This is a genomic window from Arthrobacter sp. NPDC058192 (assembly GCF_042883665.1).
Classification (GTDB): Bacteria; Actinomycetota; Actinomycetes; order Actinomycetales; family Micrococcaceae; genus Arthrobacter.
On the sequence record NZ_JBHVVJ010000018.1, the window covers coordinates 111847 to 132538 of the forward strand.

At 67.0% G+C, this 20692-nt stretch carries 16 protein-coding genes and 1 tRNA gene; 5 read left to right on the forward strand and 12 right to left on the reverse strand.

Features of this window, described 5'->3' with window-relative positions; all coding sequences use genetic code 11:
- Positions 1-30: 30 nt before the first annotated feature.
- The gene (locus ACFVVK_RS17535; RefSeq protein ID WP_390269744.1) at positions 31-243 is read left to right on the forward strand and encodes a helix-turn-helix domain-containing protein; all 213 of its coding nucleotides are present in this window, start codon (positions 31-33) and stop codon (positions 241-243) included.
- Between the two features lie 168 nt (positions 244-411).
- A complete protein-coding gene (locus ACFVVK_RS17540) occupies positions 412-1431 on the forward strand; it encodes a tyrosine-type recombinase/integrase (protein ID WP_390269747.1) in 1020 nt (339 codons plus the stop codon).
- 177 nt (positions 1432-1608) lie between these two features.
- Here ACFVVK_RS17540 and ACFVVK_RS17545 read toward each other — a convergent pair.
- The 4 genes from ACFVVK_RS17545 to galU form a co-directional block, all read right to left on the reverse strand.
- Positions 1609-1681: transfer RNA gene (locus tag ACFVVK_RS17545), tRNA-Ala, on the reverse strand.
- Between the two features lie 239 nt (positions 1682-1920).
- Positions 1921-2910 carry a hypothetical protein gene (locus tag ACFVVK_RS17550; protein WP_390269801.1) on the reverse strand — a complete coding sequence of 330 codons (990 nt, stop codon included), beginning with the start codon at positions 2908-2910 and terminating at the stop codon, positions 1921-1923.
- A gap of 142 nt (positions 2911-3052) precedes the next feature.
- Positions 3053-3673 (reverse strand): GNAT family N-acetyltransferase, encoded by a 621-nt coding sequence (locus ACFVVK_RS17555; protein ID WP_390269749.1) that lies wholly within the window; start codon positions 3671-3673, stop codon positions 3053-3055.
- A gap of 5 nt (positions 3674-3678) precedes the next feature.
- Entirely contained in the window at positions 3679-4596 is a 918-nt protein-coding gene (gene galU, locus ACFVVK_RS17560) for a UTP--glucose-1-phosphate uridylyltransferase GalU (RefSeq protein ID WP_390269752.1), read from the reverse strand.
- A 104-nt stretch (positions 4597-4700) separates the two neighbouring features.
- On the opposite strand from galU, the gene ACFVVK_RS17565 reads away from it, so the two are divergent.
- The 3 genes from ACFVVK_RS17565 to ACFVVK_RS17575 all read left to right on the forward strand — a co-directional run bounded on the left by ACFVVK_RS17565 (position 4701) and on the right by ACFVVK_RS17575 (position 6874).
- Positions 4701-5324, forward strand: coding sequence for a 5-formyltetrahydrofolate cyclo-ligase (locus tag ACFVVK_RS17565; protein ID WP_390269755.1), 624 nt, complete (start codon positions 4701-4703; stop codon positions 5322-5324).
- 142 nt (positions 5325-5466) lie between these two features.
- Positions 5467-5718 carry an FmdB family zinc ribbon protein gene (locus ACFVVK_RS17570; RefSeq protein ID WP_390269758.1) on the forward strand — a complete coding sequence of 84 codons (252 nt, stop codon included), beginning with the start codon at positions 5467-5469 and terminating at the stop codon, positions 5716-5718.
- A 601-nt stretch (positions 5719-6319) separates the two neighbouring features.
- A complete protein-coding gene (locus tag ACFVVK_RS17575) occupies positions 6320-6874 on the forward strand; it encodes an RcpC/CpaB family pilus assembly protein (protein ID WP_390269761.1) in 555 nt (184 codons plus the stop codon).
- A 127-nt stretch (positions 6875-7001) separates the two neighbouring features.
- On the opposite strand, the gene ACFVVK_RS17580 is transcribed toward ACFVVK_RS17575, so the two are convergent.
- The 8 genes from ACFVVK_RS17580 to ACFVVK_RS17615 form a co-directional block, all read right to left on the reverse strand.
- Positions 7002-11324, reverse strand: coding sequence for an AAA family ATPase (locus ACFVVK_RS17580; RefSeq protein WP_390269764.1), 4323 nt, complete (start codon positions 11322-11324; stop codon positions 7002-7004).
- Positions 11325-11678: 354 nt separating this feature from the next.
- Complete coding sequence (gene guaA, locus ACFVVK_RS17585) at positions 11679-13268, reverse strand: glutamine-hydrolyzing GMP synthase (RefSeq protein WP_390269767.1); 1590 nt, start codon at positions 13266-13268, stop codon at positions 11679-11681.
- 164 nt (positions 13269-13432) lie between these two features.
- Positions 13433-13942, reverse strand: coding sequence for a DUF3817 domain-containing protein (locus tag ACFVVK_RS17590; RefSeq protein ID WP_390269769.1), 510 nt, complete (start codon positions 13940-13942; stop codon positions 13433-13435).
- A complete protein-coding gene (locus tag ACFVVK_RS17595) occupies positions 13939-14877 on the reverse strand; it encodes an SURF1 family protein (protein WP_390269772.1) in 939 nt (312 codons plus the stop codon). The genes ACFVVK_RS17590 and ACFVVK_RS17595 overlap by 4 nt, the downstream gene beginning before the upstream one ends.
- A 108-nt stretch (positions 14878-14985) precedes the next feature.
- Complete coding sequence (locus ACFVVK_RS17600) at positions 14986-15474, reverse strand: PTS sugar transporter subunit IIA (RefSeq protein WP_390269775.1); 489 nt, start codon at positions 15472-15474, stop codon at positions 14986-14988.
- 87 nt (positions 15475-15561) lie between these two features.
- A complete protein-coding gene (locus ACFVVK_RS17605) occupies positions 15562-17313 on the reverse strand; it encodes a glycerol-3-phosphate dehydrogenase/oxidase (protein WP_390269778.1) in 1752 nt (583 codons plus the stop codon).
- Positions 17314-17412: 99 nt separating this feature from the next.
- Entirely contained in the window at positions 17413-18543 is a 1131-nt protein-coding gene (locus ACFVVK_RS17610; protein ID WP_390269781.1) for a GuaB3 family IMP dehydrogenase-related protein, read from the reverse strand.
- A gap of 98 nt (positions 18544-18641) precedes the next feature.
- Positions 18642-20492, reverse strand: a complete 1851-nt coding sequence (locus ACFVVK_RS17615) for an ABC transporter ATP-binding protein (protein ID WP_390269784.1) — start codon at positions 20490-20492, stop codon at positions 18642-18644.
- Between the last annotated feature and the right edge of the window lie 200 nt (positions 20493-20692).

Genomic DNA, 20692 nt, shown 5'->3' on the forward strand with positions numbered 1-20692 from the left:
GATAAAACGGCGGTTACAAGGGAGACTCTGATGAACAACGCGTCAAAGGTGGGGGCAGCGGAGAGTGTCGGGGAAGAGTGGCTGACCCCAAAGGAGATCTGTGCCGAGCTTCGGATTCCTGAGCAGACCTTCTACCAGTGGCGCGTGAAGCACCTCGGCCCCCGCGCTTACCGGATCGGCCGGCATCTCCGCATCAGCCGGAGTGACTTCAATTCCTGGCTGTCTTCCCACATGGAGTCCTAGATGCCCAGACAGCCGCTTCCTCTTGGGACCTGGGGCAAGATTCTCCGGATCAAGGAGCCAGGCGGGCGGTGGCGTGCCCGGGCGCGATTCAGGGACACCGACGGAATAACTCGCCTCGTTGAAGTTTGGGGCGACACAGGAGCAGCGGCCGAGCGCAGCCTCGTGACGATGCTGAAGGACCGCCAGTCGCCCTTGGAATCCGAAGTGTCACCCAGCATGCGGTTGTCCGAGCTAAGCACCCTGTGGTTTGAGGAAATCGAAAGCAACGGCCGCGCCGGCCGCCGGACCATTGACGGCTACAAGGACACGTACCGTCGCGTGATTTCGCCAGCGTTGGCTGGACTACGGTTGAACGAGCTCAGCACAGGCAGGCTCGACCGGTTCTTGAAGAATGTTGCTGCAGACCACCCAGCGACTGCACGCCACTCAAAGGTCGTCCTCACAGGAATTCTCGGACTTGCCGTGCGCCACGACGCCATACACAGTAATCCGATCCGCGAGGTCGCGCGGATCAAAGTCGCCACGAAGGACGTGCAGGCGCTGTCCGTAGAGGATGTTCTAAAGCTTCGCGCTGTGATCCGTCAATGGCAGGACGACTCTGACCATCGAGGACGGCCACGAGCATCCGACCTGTTGGATGTTGTGAACATCTTCCTTGCAACCGGCGCCCGAATTGGCGAGGTCCTTGCAATCCGCTGGCAAGATGTCGACCTCCAGGCGAGCCCCGCCACCATCACCATCTCGGGGACAGTCGTCATGGAAAGGGAACGAGACACCTACCGGCAAGCCAAACCCAAGACCAAGGCCGGCTTCCGGACGGTGAAGCTGCCTCCCTTCGCCGAGCAAACCCTCAGGCGCAAGTACATTGTCGAGCAGCCAGCAGACGACGCCATGCTGTTTCCATCCTCAACAGGAACGGTGCGCAGCCCGAACAACTTCCGACGCCAATGGCGGGACGCGCGATCCGGGTCTGAGTACGAATGGGTGACACCACACGTCTTCCGAAAGTCAGTTGCGACATTGATCGACCGAGAGTACAGCTCCAAGGATGCCGCAGCCCAGCTTGGTCACTCCGGCACAGCCATCACTGAGAAGCACTACATTGCCAGGGCCACGGAATCCCCAGACCTCACCAAGGCGCTTGAGCAGTTCGCCGGCCACGAAGTCGTCGATGGTCCCACGATGTAGAAACCGGTTAGTCGGCCGCGCGTTGTGCCGGCGCAACCGCATTCCAACATCCCCGAGGGCCCATCACCACCCGATGCTTTTCACCCGAAAACGATGAGTAAACGATGGGTTGGCCCCATTTTTGGCCTGAAAAAGACCCTCCGCCCAACGTTTCCGCAGGTCAAAGGGCCTTCACTGTGGAGCTAAGGAGATTCGAACTCCTGACCTCTTCGATGCGAACGAAGCGCTCTACCAACTGAGCTATAGCCCCGAAGCAACGCCGGTCCTGACGGAACGGCGTTGCCGGTATCCCTAGGCTACAAAGTATCCGCGATGTTTTCCAGCCAGCCCCGGAATGTCGCGTTGCCGTGTCGCGCCTCGGGCACCAGATCTTGGCCTGACAGCAGCACGAGGCTACCGCAGCGCAACCCGGGGCGACGCGTCCCCGAAATGAAAACCCCGGGCAGCCACTGCTGGCTGCCCGGGGCGAATACTCCGGAGGGGGAAGGGTCAGGCCCGTCGTCGCTGGAGGACGTCGTCCAGATTGCTCAAGGCACTCTGGGCCTTGCTGAGCTGCTTTGTCTCGGCATCGTCGGTCTTTTGGGAATCGGACGCTGCCGGCCGCGCCGAGGCCTGCTTCAACGACGGCTTCCCGGCGGCCTTCGGCGCCTGCGGCAGATCGAGCGGCAGCGGGGCCGCGCGTTCGGCCTTCGGCGCTTCGACATACGTGGGCTTGGGAACGTCCACGGGCTCCCAGCTGGATCCTTCCGCGGGTACCGCGGTTTCGGCCGCCACGGCCGATGAGGTATCCCCCGAGGCTGCCGCTTCTGCCAGGGCGGCCTGTCGGAGGTCCAATGCGGTCAGCGGCTGCGGCGCAGGTTCGGGAGTGACCCGGCCCGCCTCGGCGTCGAAGAGAGGGCTCTCGGGCCGTTCCACGGGAGGGCCAGCCGGACGGGAGGGGAGCTCTTCGGGCGCTGTCGGACGCACGGAGTTGTGTTCAGGGTTGTGCGCCGGGCTGCCCATGGCCGCACGGAAGGCGGCATTCATTTTCCGCCTGCGGTCGCGGACAGCGAGGCGGCGGAGTAACGCCACAGCAACCACACCGCCCGCCAGCGCCGCCACCGGCAGCCAGCCGGCTCCGACGCCAAACAGGCGAAGGACCGCGGACACCACACCTGTGAGCAGTGAAAGAGCACCGGCAACGGCAATGGCCAGTCGCCTCCAACGGATCCTGAACGCCCGTTCAACAGGCGCGGCCCCCTCGGAGCTTGCCCCGGTTGCTGCGGCTCTGCCGGCGTTCCCCGGGTGCTGGGTAATGATCATCGGCCTCTCCTGCTGCGCCGCCATTTTCATAACCTTCCCCGCGTGTGGGTCTGCTGGTTCAATGTCGACGACGTCCGCCAGGAATTCGCCTGCAGGCTGCAGTTGGTGACGCCCGTTCCGGAGAACGTAGGGCGCCACCCACACGATCCAGAGCGCAACAGCAATGACAAGTATCACAGAGCTGCTAAGAGGGAAGTCCACACACAAAACCGTATGAGGTATATGGGGCACGGAGCCGCATTGTCAGGGGTGTGTCGCGCGCGCCGCGGCAATTGGCCGCCGTGGGGGCAAAGGGGCTGGTCAGGCGGCCACCACGGGTCTACACCGAACGGCTCCGCAACCACCTTTTGAGAAGCCCTTCCGGCACTTCTTCAGCCGTGAGCGCGAAGGTGCGGTGGTCCGCCCATTCGCCGTTGATGTGCAGGAAACGAGGCCTGAATCCTTCGTCGCGGAACCCGAGTTTTTCCACCACGCGCAGGCTGGGCCCGTTCTCCGGTCTGATGTTGATCTCCATGCGGTGCAGCCCAAGGGTTCCGAAACAAAAGTCCGTTGCCATGGCCACGGCGGTCGGGGCAATCCCCCGCCCGGCCCGGTCCTTGTCGACCCAGTAGCCAAGCGTCGCCATCATGGCCGATCCCCAGACGATCGAGGAAACGGTCAACTGCCCCACCATGACCGGCGCCTGGTGGCCGGGAGTCCATTCCGCGATCACGAAGGGCAGTGCCGTGGCCTGGGCAGCCTGGGTCTTCAGCGACCGCACCATCTGGCGGTAGTCCGGCAGCCCGCCGCCCGGAACGGGGTTTGAAGCCTCCCAGGGGGCCAGCCACTCGCAGTTGCGCGACCGGAGCTCGGTCCACTCCTTCCGGTCCCGGTACCGGATCGGGCGGAGCACGATGTCGCCGCTCTCCAGCGTCACCGGCCAGTTGAAGCTGCCCCCCACGGGAGTTACTTGGTGAGGCTGGGGGCCAGGCTGGACGCGAAGCCGGGCAGCCATTCGCGCAGGCCCGGACCGAGGTCCTCGCTGTCGCAGGCCAGCTGGACGCAGGCCTTGAGGTAGCTGAGCTTGTCGCCGGTATCGTAGCGGCGGCCGCGGAAAACGACGCCGTACACGCCGTAGCCTTCCCCCGTCCCTGCCGAGAGTTCCTGCAGGGCGTCCGTCAGCTGGATTTCACCGCCCCGGCCCGGCGCGGTGCGCTCGAGCACTTCGAAGACGGCCGGGTGCAGCACGTAGCGGCCAATGATGGCGAGGTTGGACGGCGCGTCGGCGACGTCCGGCTTCTCCACGAGTTGCTTGATGCGGACGAACTCCTCGCCACCGAGTGCTTCGATGTCGGCGCAGCCGTAGGCGCTGATCTGGGATGGATCCACCTCGATCAGGGCGACCACGGAGCCGCCGGTCTTTGCCTGGACTTCGATCATGGTGCTGAGGAGTTCATCGCGGGCGTCAATGAGGTCATCGCCCAGCAGGACGGCGAACGGCTCCTGCCCGACGTGCTGCTTGGCGCGGAGGACCGCGTGGCCCAGGCCCATGGGATCGCCTTGGCGGACGTAGTGAATGTCGCCGAGGTTGCTGGCGGCCTGGATGGACTCGAGCTTGGCCGTGTCCCCCTTGGCCTTCAGCGTGGACTCCAACGTGGGAACGCGGTCAAAGTGGTCCTCCAACGCCCGCTTGTTACGGCCCGTGATCATCAAAATGTCGTTGAGGCCGACATTCACGGCTTCTTCAACGACATACTGGATTGCCGGCTTGTCAACGACAGGCAGCATTTCCTTGGGCATCGCCTTCGTGGCCGGAAGGAACCTGGTACCAAGGCCCGCGGCGGGGATGACGGCTTTGCGGACGGAAGCGTTCGGTGTGTTCACTCGACTAATCTAGCGGAGGGACCAATCATTGCGTAATTATTCGCGCGGTCCTGCAGCCCACGAACCGGTGCTGCAGGGACTTTAGCGGCAGAGGACGGGCCAGGATGATGTCAAAGGACGAAATACGCTCCAGCCACAGGGCCAGGCGGGCCGCCCTGCCGGGGGCCGCAGTCGACGCCGCCGCTGCAGGCATCGCCAGGCACGGGCTCGGGTGGGCTTCCGGCATGGCCGACGGCGGCCGGGGCACCTTTGCGGCGTACCTCGGGGTGGACGCGGAACCGCCCACACTGCCTCTTTTGTCTGCGCTGGAGGCTGCCGGGCACCGGGTACTGCTTCCGGTTTGCGAACCCGGTCTCGAACTGAGCTGGGTGTACTGGACGCCGGAGTCCGGATATGCCCGCAGCAGGTTCGCCCCCATCCAGGAACCGGTCGGAGAGCGTCACGGCACTGCCGTGATGCTTGACGCCGACGCAATCTTCCTGCCGGCCACCGCCGTTGATTTTTCGGGCAACCGCATCGGCCAGGGCGGCGGCTACTACGACAAATTCCTAGCCACACTGGCTGGCCTGAGCGGCCCGTCCGGCCGGGCATCCGACGCCGGGACGCCGCCGACTGCCGCCGTCGTTTATGACACAGAGGTGCTTCCGGCGGGCAGCATTCCCGCCGAGTCGTTCGACCGGAAGGTCGACGTAGCTCTGACACCGGGTGGGATCGTCCGGCTCCGCTGAGAAGGGGGTCCGGCAATGGTGATAGAATTGGCACTCAGGCCCTGCGACTGCTAAGGGACGGACACCGCCGAGAAATGTATCGGCCGGAGTTCCGACCAGACAGCACGGGACCTGCTCGTTTGCCCCAGAGTGAGGATTTCCAATGCCCACGTATGCATACGCCTGCAAGGACTGCAGCCACTCCTTCGAGATCGTGCAGTCGTTCAGCGACAGCTCCCTGACGTCATGCCCGGAGTGCCAGGGCACCCTGCGCAAGAAGTTCAACAGCGTCGGCGTAGTGTTCAAGGGCTCCGGCTTCTACCGGACCGACTCGCGCGATACTAAGGGCAGCACCGTTTCCCCGGCCCCTGCCGCTCCCGCGGCGCCGGCGCCCGCCGCCGCTGCCGCCAGCTAGCCCTCCCCCGCGGTAGCCCGCTTCCGTGTAGTCGGTGGTCCGCCCGGATCGACTCGGCGGCTCTGATCGACTCGGCGGCGCCTCACAGCGTGCTGGGTCGCGGGGAATTCCCTTCGCGGGGGTCTGCCGGCACATCGGGCACCGACTGCCTGTCCCCCGTGATTGTGCCCGCTTGGCGTTATCCACATAGGCGGTAGCGCATCTGCCCGCGGCGTGGGCCACTGCGTACCGTGGCGGCATGTCACTTTTCGTAAGCCCGGCTTTCCCGGTTTTACCCCTCCGCTCTTTCTCCCGGACTTCATCCCTGTCGCCGCCAACGCGCGCAAAGGGCCACTGCCGCCCAGCCCGCGGGGTCCGCCACCAAGGCCCTCTCCGCACCAGGATTTCGGCCGCCAGCAGCTCCGCTCAGCGCCGGACCGGCCTCCGCGGCCCGCACCCACAGCGGCTGTCGCGCGGTCGCCAGTCGCGCGGTCGCCAGTCGCGAGGTCGCCTGCCGCGTGGCCCGCTGTCGCGGCGCCGGGTGAGCGGATGGTTGAACCGGCACCGGCGGCTTATCGCGGCACTCTTATTGTGCACCGCCGCCGGCGTCACCGTTCAGCAGTTGACTCCTGCGCCTGCCGATTCCATCATTGCTTTCGCGGCGGCGGCTGATCTTCCCGCCGGAAAGACCGTGGCCCCCGGCGACCTCAGCAGGATCGGCGTGCCGCCCGGACTGGTGCCGGCCGGCAGCCCGGATAGCGAGAAAGCGTACGAGGGCAAACAACTGGCCGCACCCCTGCGGAAGGGCCAGCTCGTCACAGATGCCCAGGTGCTTGGCCCGGGCCTGCTCGCGGGCAGCCCGCCCGGCTCCGTAGCCGTGCCACTAAGGATGGCCGATCCCGCGTCCGTCCAACTGGTCTCCCCGGGACAACTCGTCAACGTCGTGCTCACCAGCGGCAATGGCCTTGAAAAACCCGGCGAGAGCCAGATCCTCGCCGAAGCCGTGCCGGTGCTGTGGACGTCCGTGCAGGGCGGAAAGGCAGGGACGTGGCTGGCGGGCGCGGACACCGACGGACTGATCGTGGTGGCTGCCGCAGCCGATCAGGCGCGCCGGTTGGCCGGCGCATCCACCCAGGGCAAACTCTTCTTCGTGCTGGTGGCTGCACCGCCCGGGTAACTCCCGGCAGCCCTCAAGCCGGTGGCCGTCGCTCTGCGGGTCCTTCCGCGCTCCGGCCCAACAGGCCGGGAAGCTTTCCGCTGTGAGGCCGCTGCCGTGGGTATCTTTCAGACCAGCGCGGCCAGCCTCAGCCCCAGTGCGGAGGCTTCTGCTCCTGGAGCCAGGCGTCGTGGTCGTAATTGTCCGGCTGGTCGCCCCAGCGCCGCGGGTCGTCCTCGGCTGCCTTGTTTGGCAGCACGCCTGCGGCGGCGCCCGGCGGTGTCGCTGCGCGACGTGACCTTTCCTTCGGCTCCCGGCCCTTGGGCTCCTGGTCCGCTCCCTCGCCGGTTGACTCCTCGGCCGGCGCGGGGGCGCCACCGTCCTGCGCGCCGGAGTCCTGGCTGCCGGAGTTCTTCTGGATGTCGCCGTCCGCACTCATGCTGCCGGCCCCCTCCCTGCCTGTCATACCTGATTCTAGTTCCCTCCGGTGCCCGGATTCGGACTGGGGCGTGTCCTCGTGCAACCCTGCAGGCCGCGCCGCATCCGTCGGGGCCAGCTGCCCAGATAGGTCCTCCGGGGACTCCTGCGCGGGGACGTCCTGCCCTGCAGACTGCAGGACCGGGGACTCTCGGCCCGAGTGTCGTTGCTCCGGCGGCGTGTGCCCTGAAAAGACGCCGCTGCGCCCGGCCGCCGAGTCGTTGACCGCCAGGTGCTCGATGTCGTCGTCGAAGAACCCTTGCGATTGCCGGAGCCGGCTGGAAGTCGCAGGTTTCTCCAGCCCGAGGTAGCCGCCAATCCGGTCGGCGCAGGCCGACGGGTCGGTGAAGACCTCGATGGTCCACAGCGGCATGTAGCGCCAGCCGAGCCGTTCCAGGAGCTGCGGCCGGAGCCTGCTCCGTTCCCGGACGCTCATCCGCCGGTAGTGGCTTGTGCCGTCGGACTCGATCGCGACCGGACGGGGTATTTCCGCATCGTCCTGGCCGATGGTGGTCATGGGGTCGGCGGCGGCCACCATGTTGAGGACGCCGTCGTACTGGTGCCAGACGCGTGCCCCGCGGGCCCGGAGCCGGTCGCCCAGATCTGCCACGAGCGGATCAGCGCCGAGCGCCTGCTCACTGGCGGCGGCACGGGAGGCGGGGCTGCCGAGATCGGAATGGCCTGCGATCTCCCGGTTCAGCAGCTCGTAGAAGTCCACGGCGCCGTGGCTGAGGCGGCTGACGTCGAGGTCGTCGGGGCGGAAGCAGCTCAGCACGTGGAGGGATCGGCGTGCGCGGGTCATTGCCAGCGCGAATTTGGCGCGTCCCCCCTCGGCAGAGAGCGGGCCGAGGTTGTGGAGCGTGCGTCCGTGCGGCGTGCGGCCATATCCGGGGGAGAATATGACGTGGTCGCGGACCAGGCCCTGGGCCCGTTCCAGATCCACCACGCGGAAGGACTCTTCCCCTGCCGTGAAGAAGCCGCTGAGCATCGGGTAGTTGGGCAGCTGTGCGCGGATGGCCTCGCCGATCCGGGCGGCGTGGCGAAGGCTGCCGGTCACCACGGCCAGCGAGGTCCGTGGCCGGAGCCGGGCGTGCTCGAAGACGAGTTCCACCGCCCGGTTAACCTCGGCGACAACCGATTCAACCCCGTCGTGGTCGGCGCTGGGCAGTCCGGTGCCGTCGGGGAGGTACTCCACGGTCAGCGTCCGGTCAAGGCCCGTGGCAGATTGTCCTTCCGGCAGCCGCGCGAGTTCCCCGCGGTAGTATCCCTTGCTGAGCTGGCGGACCAGGTCTTCATCGACCGCGCGGTACACGGTCCGGAGGTTCCACACGGGGAGCACGGAGGCCAGTGCCCGGAAGGCGCTCTCAACGCTCTGGTACGAGCTCTCCCCCGCGGCGAGCCGTTCGACGCCCACGGTAAAGGTCCTGGGGCTCGCGATCTGTTCATCGCCGAAGGCGATGACCTGCCGGGCCCGGGCGATGGCCGGGAGGACTGCCTGCAGCGACGTCGTTTCGGCGTCGAGGATCACGACGGCGTCGAAGGTCTGCTCGATCGGCAGGAGCCCCGTCATGAGGTACGGGCTGACGGACCACACGGGCACCAGCGTGGGCAGCAGCTCTTGGGCTTGGCCGCTCAGTGCCGAGAGGGTCACCCTGCCGTCCTTCAGGAGGCTGCGCAGCAGCTCGGCCTGGCGCGGGTACGCCTCAATGGCCGAGCGCCAGCGTTCGGACAGGTTCCACCGCAGCCGGGCGGCGCCGCTGGCGATGTGGGCATTGTCCGCGAGCCGGTACTCCGCTTCCAGCTGGCGCAGGGCGTCACCGTCGGACATGGCCAGGTAGTCATCGCCGCTGATCATGGCTTCCAGGGCGGACTGCCACCAGGCGAGCTCGAGTTCGGCGGCGACAGAGCCCTCGGGGACTTCACGCGCGGCGAGGTCGGCGAGCAGCTCGCCCAGGCCGTGCTCGCGCATGTTTTCGACCAGCAGGGTGCGCTCCGGCAGGGTTTCGAGGGTTGCCGTGTCGGCGACGAGCAGCTGCACCCGGGTCAGGAGTTCGGGGTAGGGCGCACGGTCCAGGTCGCCGCCCGCCGCGGTGTGCCGCACCGCCTGGCCCAGTTCGGCCAGTTCCGCCTCAAGCTGCCGGTAGAGACCACTGATCTCGGCCAGCCCGGACGGAACAGCGGGGTGCCGCTGCGTGGTGGCGTAGCCGGACCAGGCGGTGCGCTGCTCCTGGACGAGCACCAGGGAGCTGTGCAGATCGGTGATGTGCACGCCGGGCCGGACGTATTCCTTGGCCACCCGGCGCAGCCGGGACCGCTGCATGGACGGCATCTCAATTCCGCGTTCCCGGCGCCAGGCGGAGGACGCGGTCGCTGAGATCAGGTCGTGGACGGGCCGGTCGAAGATGTCGGGGGTGAATTTGTCCAGGCTTTCCCGGACGGCCACGAGAAGGTCGATCTGCGCGCCCCATTCGGCGAACGTACCGCCGAGGCGGATCTCGGCGTGTTCGGCCACTTCGTCCATGCGGCCGCGCAGCAGCGGCAGCTTCTCGGCGACCGAGCGGGCCACCGCCTGCGCCTCCTGGGTCTCCTTGCGGGTCTGCAGCCGTGCCCCGTGCCAGGGGCTGGTGGTCGAGGCGCGGCTGAAGCTGCCGAGCTCGGCGGCGCGGCGGAGACGTTCCGCGAGTTCCTCGCGGTCCCGGATGTTGTCCAGCACGCTGCGCTTGAGCCGGATGGTCGTGGCCGGCGCAGGCTGGATGGAGGTCAGCTCGGCCAGCGACTGCATGGCCTGGTAGGGGGAACAACCCCACCGCTCCCGGACATTGTGGAGCGAGGCGACATGATCCATCAGGGCGTGCCGGTGCCCGGTCAACGTGCCGTACAGGTTGCTCAGCTGCGGCTGGAGTGACTTCTCGTTGCGGACGATCGCCCGGACCAGCTGGCCCTTGAGCTGCACCGGGCTGGCGTTGCCGGTGAGTTGGAAGAGCATGGATTCGAGCCCGAGGCTCTCCAGCTGTGTGGAGATCTCAGCGAGGCCGGCCCGCCGGTCGCCGACGACCAGGACGGTCTTGCCCTCGTCCACGAGGGCGCCGATCGTGTTGAGTGCGGTCTGGGTCTGTCCGGTGCCCGGCGGGCTGCTGACCACCAGCGAGTCGCCGGCCCGGACAGCGTCAACGACGTACTGCTGGTCCGTGTCGGCGTCGAGAAGCAAAAGCTCCTCGGCAGGGTCCCGCTCATCCGTGCTGGGGAACCGGCCGGGCTCGAGCGTGGGCACGTCGACCCGTTCACCGGAGCCGGCCCGTGCCAGCGCGGTGATAACGGGGTTGTTCTGGTTGATCCACGGATCATCCAGGTTCCCGGAGAGGTCCGCGAACGTGGAGACGAGGAGGTTGTGCTCGATCTCGGCGCCGTGGATCGGCTGGACCAGGGTGCCAAGGCGGTCCAGGACGGGCTGGGGGTCGTAGCGGGCTGTGCTGTACGCCATGCGGGTCACCGCGTTGACATCAAAGACGATCCCGTGGACCGACTTCAGATGGCGGACCAGGGCGGGGTTGATCTGCGCCTGCTCGGTGAGCTGAAGTTCGTAGTCGTCCTCGCCGGGGCGCACCGTGAGAGAGATGGCCGCGAGCATGACCGGAGCCGAGATGCGTTGCGGTTTTCCTCCGACGGCGGAGGTCCACACGACCGTGCCGGCGGAAAAATAGCCCGCATCGATGCCCCGGTCGTTGGCGAGTTCGAAGATCTTGGAGCGCAGGTTGCGTGAGGCCCTGGCCGCGATGACGTACTGCTGGCGGTCGCGGATCAGGGTGGAGAGCCGGGTGCGCCGTCCCGCCATCAGCTGGGCAAGTCCCGACGGATGGGCCGTGGTCAGGTCGATCGAGCCTTCGGGCGTCTTGGTGAAGCGCAGCATCGTATCTGCACCGGTGACGGGCTTGAGTCCCGACAGCCATTTCCTGAACTCCTCGGAGCCCTCGGGGTGGCCTTGACCAACTGACACTGCTGCCTTCTTTTCTGTACTCGACTGCTCTGTGCTGTAAATCCCTGCGCTGTCATGCTCTATGCCGTCATGCTCCGCGCCATGCTGCCCCGCCCCGTACCGCGGCGGGCTCGACGTTAGTGCGTTCGTCGTGTCAACGCTCATCTGCTGCCTCCGCGTTTTCCATGGCCGCGCTGAGGGTGCTCGCTGTTCCCTGGCCCGCGCGGGACGTCTTGGACCATACCGGCATGCTTCCGAGGGTAGCCCGAATCACCCGCCGGTGCGGGGCCGCAACACTGGGGCGGCGGAAATTCAAGCGGAATTGCCAGAAACAAAAGGAAATGGCCGGCCCCTAAAGGCCGGCCATTCACACTGCTATTCCCACTCGATGGTTCCCGGCGGCTTGCTGGTCACGTCCAGCACCACGCGGTTGACGTCGTCCACTTCGTTCGTGATCCGGTTGGAAATCCGGGCCAGGAGGTCGTAGGGCAGCCTGGACCAGTCTGCGGTCATGGCGTCCTCGGAGGAGACGGGACGGAGCACGATCGGGTGTCCGTAGGTGCGGCCGTCGCCCTGGACGCCAACGCTGCGGACGTCCGCCAGCAGCACAACTGGCATCTGCCAGACTTCGTTGTCCAGTCCGGCTGCGGTCAGTTCGGCGCGGGCGATGGCATCGGCTTTCCGGAGCAGGTCCAGGCGTTCCTTGGTGATGTCGCCGACAATCCGGATGCCGAGGCCCGGCCCCGGGAAGGGCTGGCGTCCGACGATTTCCTGCGGAAGGCCGAGCTGGGCGCCGACGGCGCGGACTTCGTCCTTGAACAGGGCACGCAGCGGTTCCACGAGCTCAAACTGCAGGTCCTCGGGCAGTCCGCCCACGTTGTGGTGGCTCTTGATGTTGGCCGCACCTTCGCCGCCGCCGGATTCGACGACGTCGGGGTACAGGGTGCCCTGGACCAGGAACTTGATCTTTTCACCATGCGCCGCTGCCTCGGCGATGATCGCCAGTTCGGCTTCTTCGAAGGCACGGATGAACTCGCGGCCGATGATCTTGCGCTTGGTCTCGGGATCGCTGACGCCGGCCAGGGCGCTCAGGAAACGCTCCTGCTCGTTGGCGACATAGAGCTTCACGCCGGTGGCTGCCACGAAGTCGCGTTCGACCTGCTCGGCTTCGCCCTCGCGCAGCAGGCCGTGGTCAACGAAGACACAGGTCAGCTGGTCGCCGACAGCGCGCTGGACCAGGGCGGCCGCCACGGCCGAGTCGACGCCGCCGGACAGGCCGCAGATGACCCGGGAGTCGCCGATCTGCTCGCGGATGCGCTGGACCTGTTCCTCCAGGATGTTGCCGGTGGTCCAGTTCGGTTCCAGCCTGGCGCCCTTGAACAAGAAGTTCTCCAGGACTTCCTGGCCGTAGGCCGAGTGCTTGACTTCGGGGTGCCACTGGACGCCGTAGAGGCGCTTGTCCTCGTTGGCGAAGGCGGCGACCTCGGCGCCCGCCGTCGTCGCGAGGACCTCGAAGCCTTCGGGGGCCTCGTGGACGGAGTCTCCGTGGCTCATCCACGTGCTCTGGTGCTGCGGCATGCCGGCCAGGATGGACCGGCCCTCGCCCATGGTGGTGGTCTCGGTGGCACCGTACTCGCGCAGGCCGGTGCGTGCCACCTTGCCGCCGAGGGCGTTCGCCATGGCCTGGAAGCCATAGCAGATGCCGAAGACCGGGACGCCGGCCTCGAAGAGGTCCGCGCCCACGTTCGGGGCGCCCTCGGCGTAGACGCTGGCGGGGCCGCCGGAGAGGATGATCGCTGAGGGGTTCTTGGCCAGCAGCTGCTCGGTGCTGAAGGTATGCGGAACCACTTCCGAATACACATTCGCTTCCCGGACGCGGCGGGCAATCAGCTGCGCGTACTGGGCACCGTAGTCAACAACCAGGACCGGCCTGTGGGACGTCTGGGATGCAGTGGGAGTAGTCACCCCACTAGCCTACTTTGTGCCCCTGCCCGCCCGCACATTGAGAAGCCTCCCGGGGCCCGAATTCCGGCCCGGGTAAGCGAACTCACACGCACGACGGCGGCTGCCGCGGTGCCCGCCGCCGCCCGACACGGCGGGCCCGCCGGCAGCACGCGCGGGTGTGCTGCTCAGTAGCGCTGGGGGGCCTGCGGGTTTGCCGCGAGTTCGGCCTCAACCTCTGCGTGGAACTTCTTCTCCACGAAGAAGGACAGGAACGGCACGACGCCGCCGAGGGCCATGACCACCAGCTTGGTGAACGGCCAGCGCATGAGCGACCAGAGCCGGAAGTTGGAAATCAGGTACACGACGTACATCCAGCCGTGCACAATCAGGACAGTGACCGAGAGGTTCACCCCGCCGATCACCCCGGCGGGTTCTGCGTCGGCGAAGCCCAGCCCGAACGGCTGGCCGGTGACGGCGTCGGTGCCGCCGGCGAAGAGGTACTGCCCGAACCCGTACCGGGCGACCAGTTCCGCGCACAGCAGCAGCAGCATGGAACCTGTCAGGTAGGCGAGAACCTTGTAAAACTTCAGGGCGGACCGGATTTGGGCCTCGGTGCCGCCGAAGCGGCGCTTCTTGCCGGCTGCGCCCGTGCCGTTGGTCGACTTCGGCTGGATGGCGGGCTGGGGCTCGATCATGATTGCACTCTCGGGTCTGTGGGATACGGGGCTGGTAGTTGCGTTTCCGCGGTCGGGGCTTCGGCTGGCACTTCGGCGGTGGAGTCTTCGGTGGCCGGCTGTCCCGCCCCGTGGTCCCCTTCGGGTGTGGCGGGGTCTTGGCGCGCCATCTCCTCGTCGTGGGCGTCTTCGAGGTCCCGACGGTAGTCGTCTTTCACCAGCCGCCACCAGATGAACAACGCGAAGCCGGCAAAGACCACCCATTCCACGGAATAAAACAGGTTCAGCCAGTTGACCTGTTGCGCAGGCGGCTGGGGACCGATCCGGAGCGGTTTGACGGGGCCGCCGGCGGATTCCGCCCCGACGTCCGTTCCGCCGACGAGTTCGGTCTTCGCCGCGACGAAGCCCGGGTAGCTGCTGACGTTCCAGTCGTTGATAAGCTCGGCGACCGAGACGGCGCTGGCGCGGCCGGCCCCCGGGTCGGTGTGTCCCACCGGGGACTCGGACGGCAGCAGGCGCCCCGTCAGCTTGATGGTTCCGGACGGCGGCGCCGCGGCGTCCGCGGGATCCGCGACCCAGCCGCGGGCGACCGGAATCCAGGTTTGAGGCGTGGCCCCGCTGCCCTTCAGGACGGGAGCATCCGTCACAGCGAAGGCCGAGACGATCCAGTAGCCCTTCGCCCCGTCATTCAGGCGGTCCGCGACGAGGACCTGCTTTTGGGGGTCGTACCTCCCGGTGGCGGAGACCATCTGGTCCGCCACCGATCCGGGGAAGAAATTCCCGGGTTGCAGGACCGAGGTGAGCGGGCGCACGTCCTCGGTTGCCGTGGGGACGGGGGCTTCCACCTGGGTGGAGCGGCCGAACTGCCACTGGCTCAGCAGCACAAAGACCCCGGAGATGGCGATCGCGAACACCAGTCCTGCGATCCAGCGGGGTTTGAGGGCAGTTTTCAACACCTCTTAACCGTACTTCGTCCCCCTGTAGAACAGCGAAACGGCCCTAGAGTGGGGCAGCAGGGTCCCTGCGTGGCGACGAAGTCGACACGAAAGGGCCTGCCCCAATCCTTAGTGGTCGAAGAACACCAGGCTGGAGTTGATGAGTTCGGCGATCACTTCGGCGTCGTAGGCCCGTCGGAGGGACTCGCGGAAGGATTCCTTCGACAGGGAGCGTGCCAGCGTCGCGAGCACTTCAAGGTGGTCGGAAAAGGAACTCGCCGGGGTGGCGATGAGCAGAATCACAGTGGCGGGGCCGTCGGCGGCGCCGAAGTCCAGCGCCCGGCCGTACTTTGTGATGCCGACCGCGATGGAGGTCTGGGAGACCAGTTCGCTGCGGGCGTGCGGGAGCCCCACCCCGCCGGGCAGGCCGGTGGCGAGCTGGTGTTCCCGGGCATTGACCTGTTTGAGGAAGCCCTCCAGGTCGGAGATCCGCCCAGCCGCGTGCATGCGCTCCGCGAGCTGGGACGTGGCGTCGAGCTTGTCTGCGGCGTCCATTTCGAGGATCACCATCTCGGGCGTAGTGAGCTCGGCGTCGTACCGGTCCAGTGGTTCCGCCAAGAGTAGTCCCTTCGAAGTGGCGTCGGTGCCCGCCGGCCGGCAGTCCAATGACCCCATGGTGGTCACCGCTGCCGGCCGGGCTGGGTCTCAGCGCAGCGGGACGATGTCCTCCACGCCCAGCCGCGCGGCGTCGGCGGATTCGTCGTCCGGCTGCTCCTGGCTCAGGCGCTCGGCATCGACCCGGGCCAGATAATGCTTGACTTCGCTCTCGCGCTGCGCATCACTCCAGCCGAGAACGTCTCCGATTAGTTTAGCCACTACCGGAGCGGCGGACACACCCCGGTCCCACGCCTCAATCGAAATCCGGGTGCGGCGGGTCAGGACGTCCTGGACGTGGCGGGCTCCTTCATGCGTGGCCGCGTAGACGGCCTCGGCGCCGAGATAGTCGTCCGCACCGGGCAGCGGCTCGGCAAGTTCCGGGTTGCCGGCGATGGGGGCCAGCACTTCGGAGGCCATGGCGCCGTACCGGTTGAGCAGGTGTTCGATCCGGGCCACGTGGACGCCGGTCTCCTCCGCCATCCGGTTCCGCTGGTTCCACGCGGCCCTGAAACCGCTGGCCCCGAGGAGCGGGATGGACTCCGTGCAGCTCGGCGGGACGCGCTCGTCCATGCTGCGCGTTGCCTCGTCGACGGCGTCTTTGGCCATGACCCGGTAGGTGGTCCATTTCCCGCCGGCCACCACCACGAGTCCCGGCACGGGGTGGGCCACCACGTGTTCCCGCGAGAGCTTGGCGGTGGAGTCGCTCTCCCCGGCCAGGAGCGGGCGCAGTCCCGCATAGACGCCCTCGACGTCTTCCCGGGTGAGCGGCCGTTTGAGGACCTTGTTCACATGTTCCAGCAGGTAGTCGATGTCCTTGCTGGAGGCCGCCGGATGCGCCTTATCAAGGTGCCAGTCGGTGTCCGTGGTCCCGATGATCCAGTGCCGGCCCCAGGGGATCACAAACAACACGGATTTCTCAGTCCGCAGGATCAGCCCCACCGTGGACTGGATCCTGTCGCGGGGCACCACGAGGTGGATGCCCTTAGAGGCGCGCACCTTGAGCTGCCCGCGGTCCGTCACCATGGCCTGGGTCTCGTCGGTCCAGACGCCCGTGGCGTTGATGACCTGCTTGGCACGGATCTTGAAGCTCGAGCCGTCCTCGTGGTTGACCACCTTGGCGCCGACCACCCGCTCGCCTTCGCGCACGAAGTCAACAACCGCCAACTGGCTGACGGCATGCGCGCCGTAGTGCGCCGCAGTCCGCACGAGGTTGGCCACGTACTTCGCGTCGTCCACCTGGCCGTCGTAATACCGGATGGACCCCACGAAGGCGTCGTTCTTCAGGCTCGGCGCCGCCCGCAGGGTTCCGCGGCGGCTCAGGTGCTTGTGGAACGGCACGCCGCGGCTGTGCCCGCCGGTAATGGACATGACGTCGTAGAGCGCGATCCCGGCGCCGACGTAGGGGCGCTCAAGCACACGCTTGGTGAGCGGGTAGAGGAACGGCACGGGCCGGGCCAGATGCGGGGCAAGGACGGAGAGGATGAGCCCGCGCTCGTGCAGCGCCTCCTTGACCAGGGCGAAGTCCAGCATCTCCAGGTAGCGCAGGCCGCCGTGGATGAGCTTGGAGGACCGTGACGAGGTGCCCGCTGCCCAGTCGTTCGCTTCGACGATGCCGACACTCAGCCCGCGGGTGATGGCGTCCAGGGCGGCGCCGGCGCCGACGATTCCTCCGCCCACGATCAGGATGTCGAGTTCCTTGCCCGGGTCCGCGGTGCCCTTCAGGAAGGCAATGGAAGCTTCGCGCTCCGCAGGGCCCAGGGCACCTCCGGTCGCGGGAGAACCGCCGGGAATACTGTTCATGTCACGCCTCCATCCGGATCGAACCTCGTAGGGCACCAGACTACGTCCAAGTCCTCCCGATGGGCAGGGGCCATTCCCCCGCCGGCGGAGCGCTCAGTTTCAGGCGTAAGGCGAGACGACGACGTCGACGCGCTGGAATTCCTTCAGGTCCGAGTAGCCGGTGGTTGCCATCGAACGGCGCAGCGCACCGATCAAATTGGAGGTGCCGTTGGTGTGGTGGCCCGGCCCGAACAGAACCTCCTCGAGCGGACCCACGGTTCCGACGTTTACCCTGTCGCCGCGGGGCAGTTCGAGGTGGTGGGCCTCCTGGCCCCAGTGCCAGCCTCGGCCGGGCGCTTCCTCGGACCGGGCCAGGGCGCTGCCCAGCATGACGGCGTCGGCGCCCATGGCGATGGACTTGACGATGTCACCGGAGCTGCCCATGCCGCCGTCGGCGATGACATGCACGTAGCGTCCGCCGGATTCATCCATGTAATCCCGGCGGGCGGCCGCGACGTCGGAGATCGCGGAGGCCATCGGCGAATGGATGCCGAGGGCACGGCGGGTGGTGGTGGTGGCTCCCCCGCCGAAGCCGACCAGGACGCCCGCGGCGCCGGTGCGCATCAGGTGCAGGGCCGGCGTGTAGCCGGCGGCCCCGCCGACGATCACGGGGACGTCGAGTTCGTAAATGAACTGCTTGAGGTTCAGCGGCTCGTGGTCTTTGGAGACGTGCTCGGCCGAGACGGTGGTTCCGCGGATGACGAAGATGTCGACGCCGGCGGCCACCACGGTCTTGTAGTGCTCCTGCGTGCGCTGCGGGGTCAGTGAGCCGGCTACGGTGACTCCGGCGGCGCGGATCTCGGCGAGCCGGGACGTGATCAGCTCGGGCTGGATCGGCGCCTGGTAAAGCTCCTGCATGCGCCGGGTGACGGCGGGGCTGCTGGTCTCGTCCGCGAGCCCCGCGATCTCGTCGAGCACCGGTTGCGGGTCCTCGTACCGCGTCCACAGGCCCTCGAGGTCGAGGACTCCGAGTCCGCCGAGGCGGCCCAGGGCGATGACGGTTTCGGGCGACATGGCCGAGTCCATGGGCGCAGCGATGACCGGCATGTCGAACTTGTAGGCGTCGATCTGCCAGGAGACGGAGACGTCCTTGGGGTCACGGGTGCGTCGGTTGGGGACGATCGCAATGTCGTCCAGGGAGTAGGCACGGCGCCCACGCTTGCCTCGGCCAATCTCAATCTCGTAAGTCACTGCTCTAGGTTATCCCAGCGCGCGGTCTTACCCGCGCCCGTGGTTCGGCGCAGAACGGAACAGCCTCCCGGTCCGCAGCACTGTGGAAGGCGATCCCGTCACTCCCCGCTGATCTCCTCCGACTCCGGAACGCTCAGTTGGGATTCGAACATCCGGAAATACCGGCCCCGCAGCGCCACGAGCTCCCGGTGTGTGCCTTGTTCCACGATCCGGCCGTCCTCGAGCATGTAGACGACGTCAGCCTTTTCGATCGTGGCAAGGCGGTGGCTGATGGCGATGATGGTGCTGCCGCGGTCGGCGAAAAGCCGCGTGAAGATCCGGTGCTCGGCCAGCGCGTCGATGGCCGACGTCGGCTCGTCCATCACCATGAACGACGCGCTGCGGTAGAAGTTCCGTGCCATCGCCAGCCTCTGCCACTGCCCGCCGGAGAGGCCGGACCCCTTCCGCCCGCGCGGATCCTCCATCCAGTTGCTGACGTGGTTGTCCAGGCCGTTGGGCAGCTTGTTGATGAATTCGAGGGCCTCGGCGTCCGCCGCGGACCGCCGGATCCGCCCGTCGTCGCGGGCCGAGTCGACGTCGCCGAAAAAGATGTTCTCCGCCGCCGTGGCGAACTCATATTTGAGGAACTCCTGGCTGAGGACGGCCAGGTGGCGGTGCCAGCTGGTCACGTCGACGGCGGCGAGGTCGACGCCGTCGAGCAGCACCTGCCCCGAGTCGGGCCGGTAAAGGCCGGCCAGGATGCGGATCAGTGTCGACTTTCCGGCGCCGTTCTCCCCCACGATCGCAATGTGCTGGCCCTGCCGGATGGTCAGGGAGATGCCGCGGATGACCTCCAGGTCGCTGCCGGTGTAGGTGAAGCGGATGTCCCGCAGTTCCACGGTCCTCGGCGCCTGCAATAGGGGCGGGGCGTGGCCGGCGTTCACGGGCAGGGCCATGAACAGCTCGTAGTCCTTGAGGTTGGCCAGGTCCTCGTCGATCGAGCTGAGCGAGGACACGAGGTTGTTGGCCGTGGACAGCGCCCGGCTGACGATCTGCTGGACGTAGAGGAACTGCCCCACCGGCTGGGCCCGGGCGATGATCTGGCCGACAACCCAGATCAGGGAGACCACTTCGGCGCCGTACTGCAACGCATCGGCCGCGAGTTGTTTGGGGATGTAGCGTTTCTGGAAGTCCAGCCGGCGCTTTTCGTCGGCGTCCCGGAGCCTGGAGCGCAGGCCCATCAGGTAGCCGACGATCCCGTAGAGCCGCATCTCGGCAATATGCTGCGGGCGCAGGAGGTTGGTTTCGATCATCCTGCGCTGCCGCCGCGAATCGACCTGCGTGTTCCAGTGCGCGATTTGTTCGCGCGAGAGCTTGAACTGCAGGTAGACGCTGGGGATGATCGCGACGAGGACGATCACGGCGATCCACCAGCTGACCAGCAGCAGCGCGCCGATGGCCAGGATCACGGACACGAGCTGGGTGAAGATCGCCGCGATCCGGTCCAGGACCCGGGAGTAGGAATCGGAGAAGCGTTTGGCCCGGTCGTAGAGGTCTACCGTCTCCTTGTCGTCGTAGCGCCAGAAGTCCAGGCTCAGGAAGCGCTCGTACATGAGGTCGCCGACGATCGCGCCGACCCGGAAGCTCATGAGCTGCTGGATGTAGCGGTCCACGCTGCTGAACGATCCCCAGAAGAGCCCGAGGACCGCGGTGATGATGACGTAGATGATGGCCTGCCTGCCCGCCTCGGCGTTGCCGGCGTAGGCGGCGGCAAGGGCCGTGGTGGTCAGGGCGGCAAAGTAGGTTGTGACCAGCGGCAGCAGTGCCGAGATCAGCGAGCCAAGGACCTTCATGATGACGGCCGCCGGTGAGGCCCGGAAGCTGACGCGCAGCACCTGGGCGACGGCGCGGGCGTAGGGCTTCAGCGCCAGCTTGCGTTTCGGCTCGCGTGCGGGCACAAGTTCAGACATGACTCCAGCCTAGTTCCGGGGCCCGGAACCGGCGTGAGCGGCGCCGCACCCGTGGGGCGGGGAGGAACGGCGAGCCAAGGCAGAAACGGGTGGGCCCGCCGAACTGGCTTGGGTTCTAACGGTCGTTGCAACACCCAGCATTTTTGGGAGTTGCAACGACCGTGTCTCGTTTAAGCCGTGAATCATCGAGTGGAGCGCGC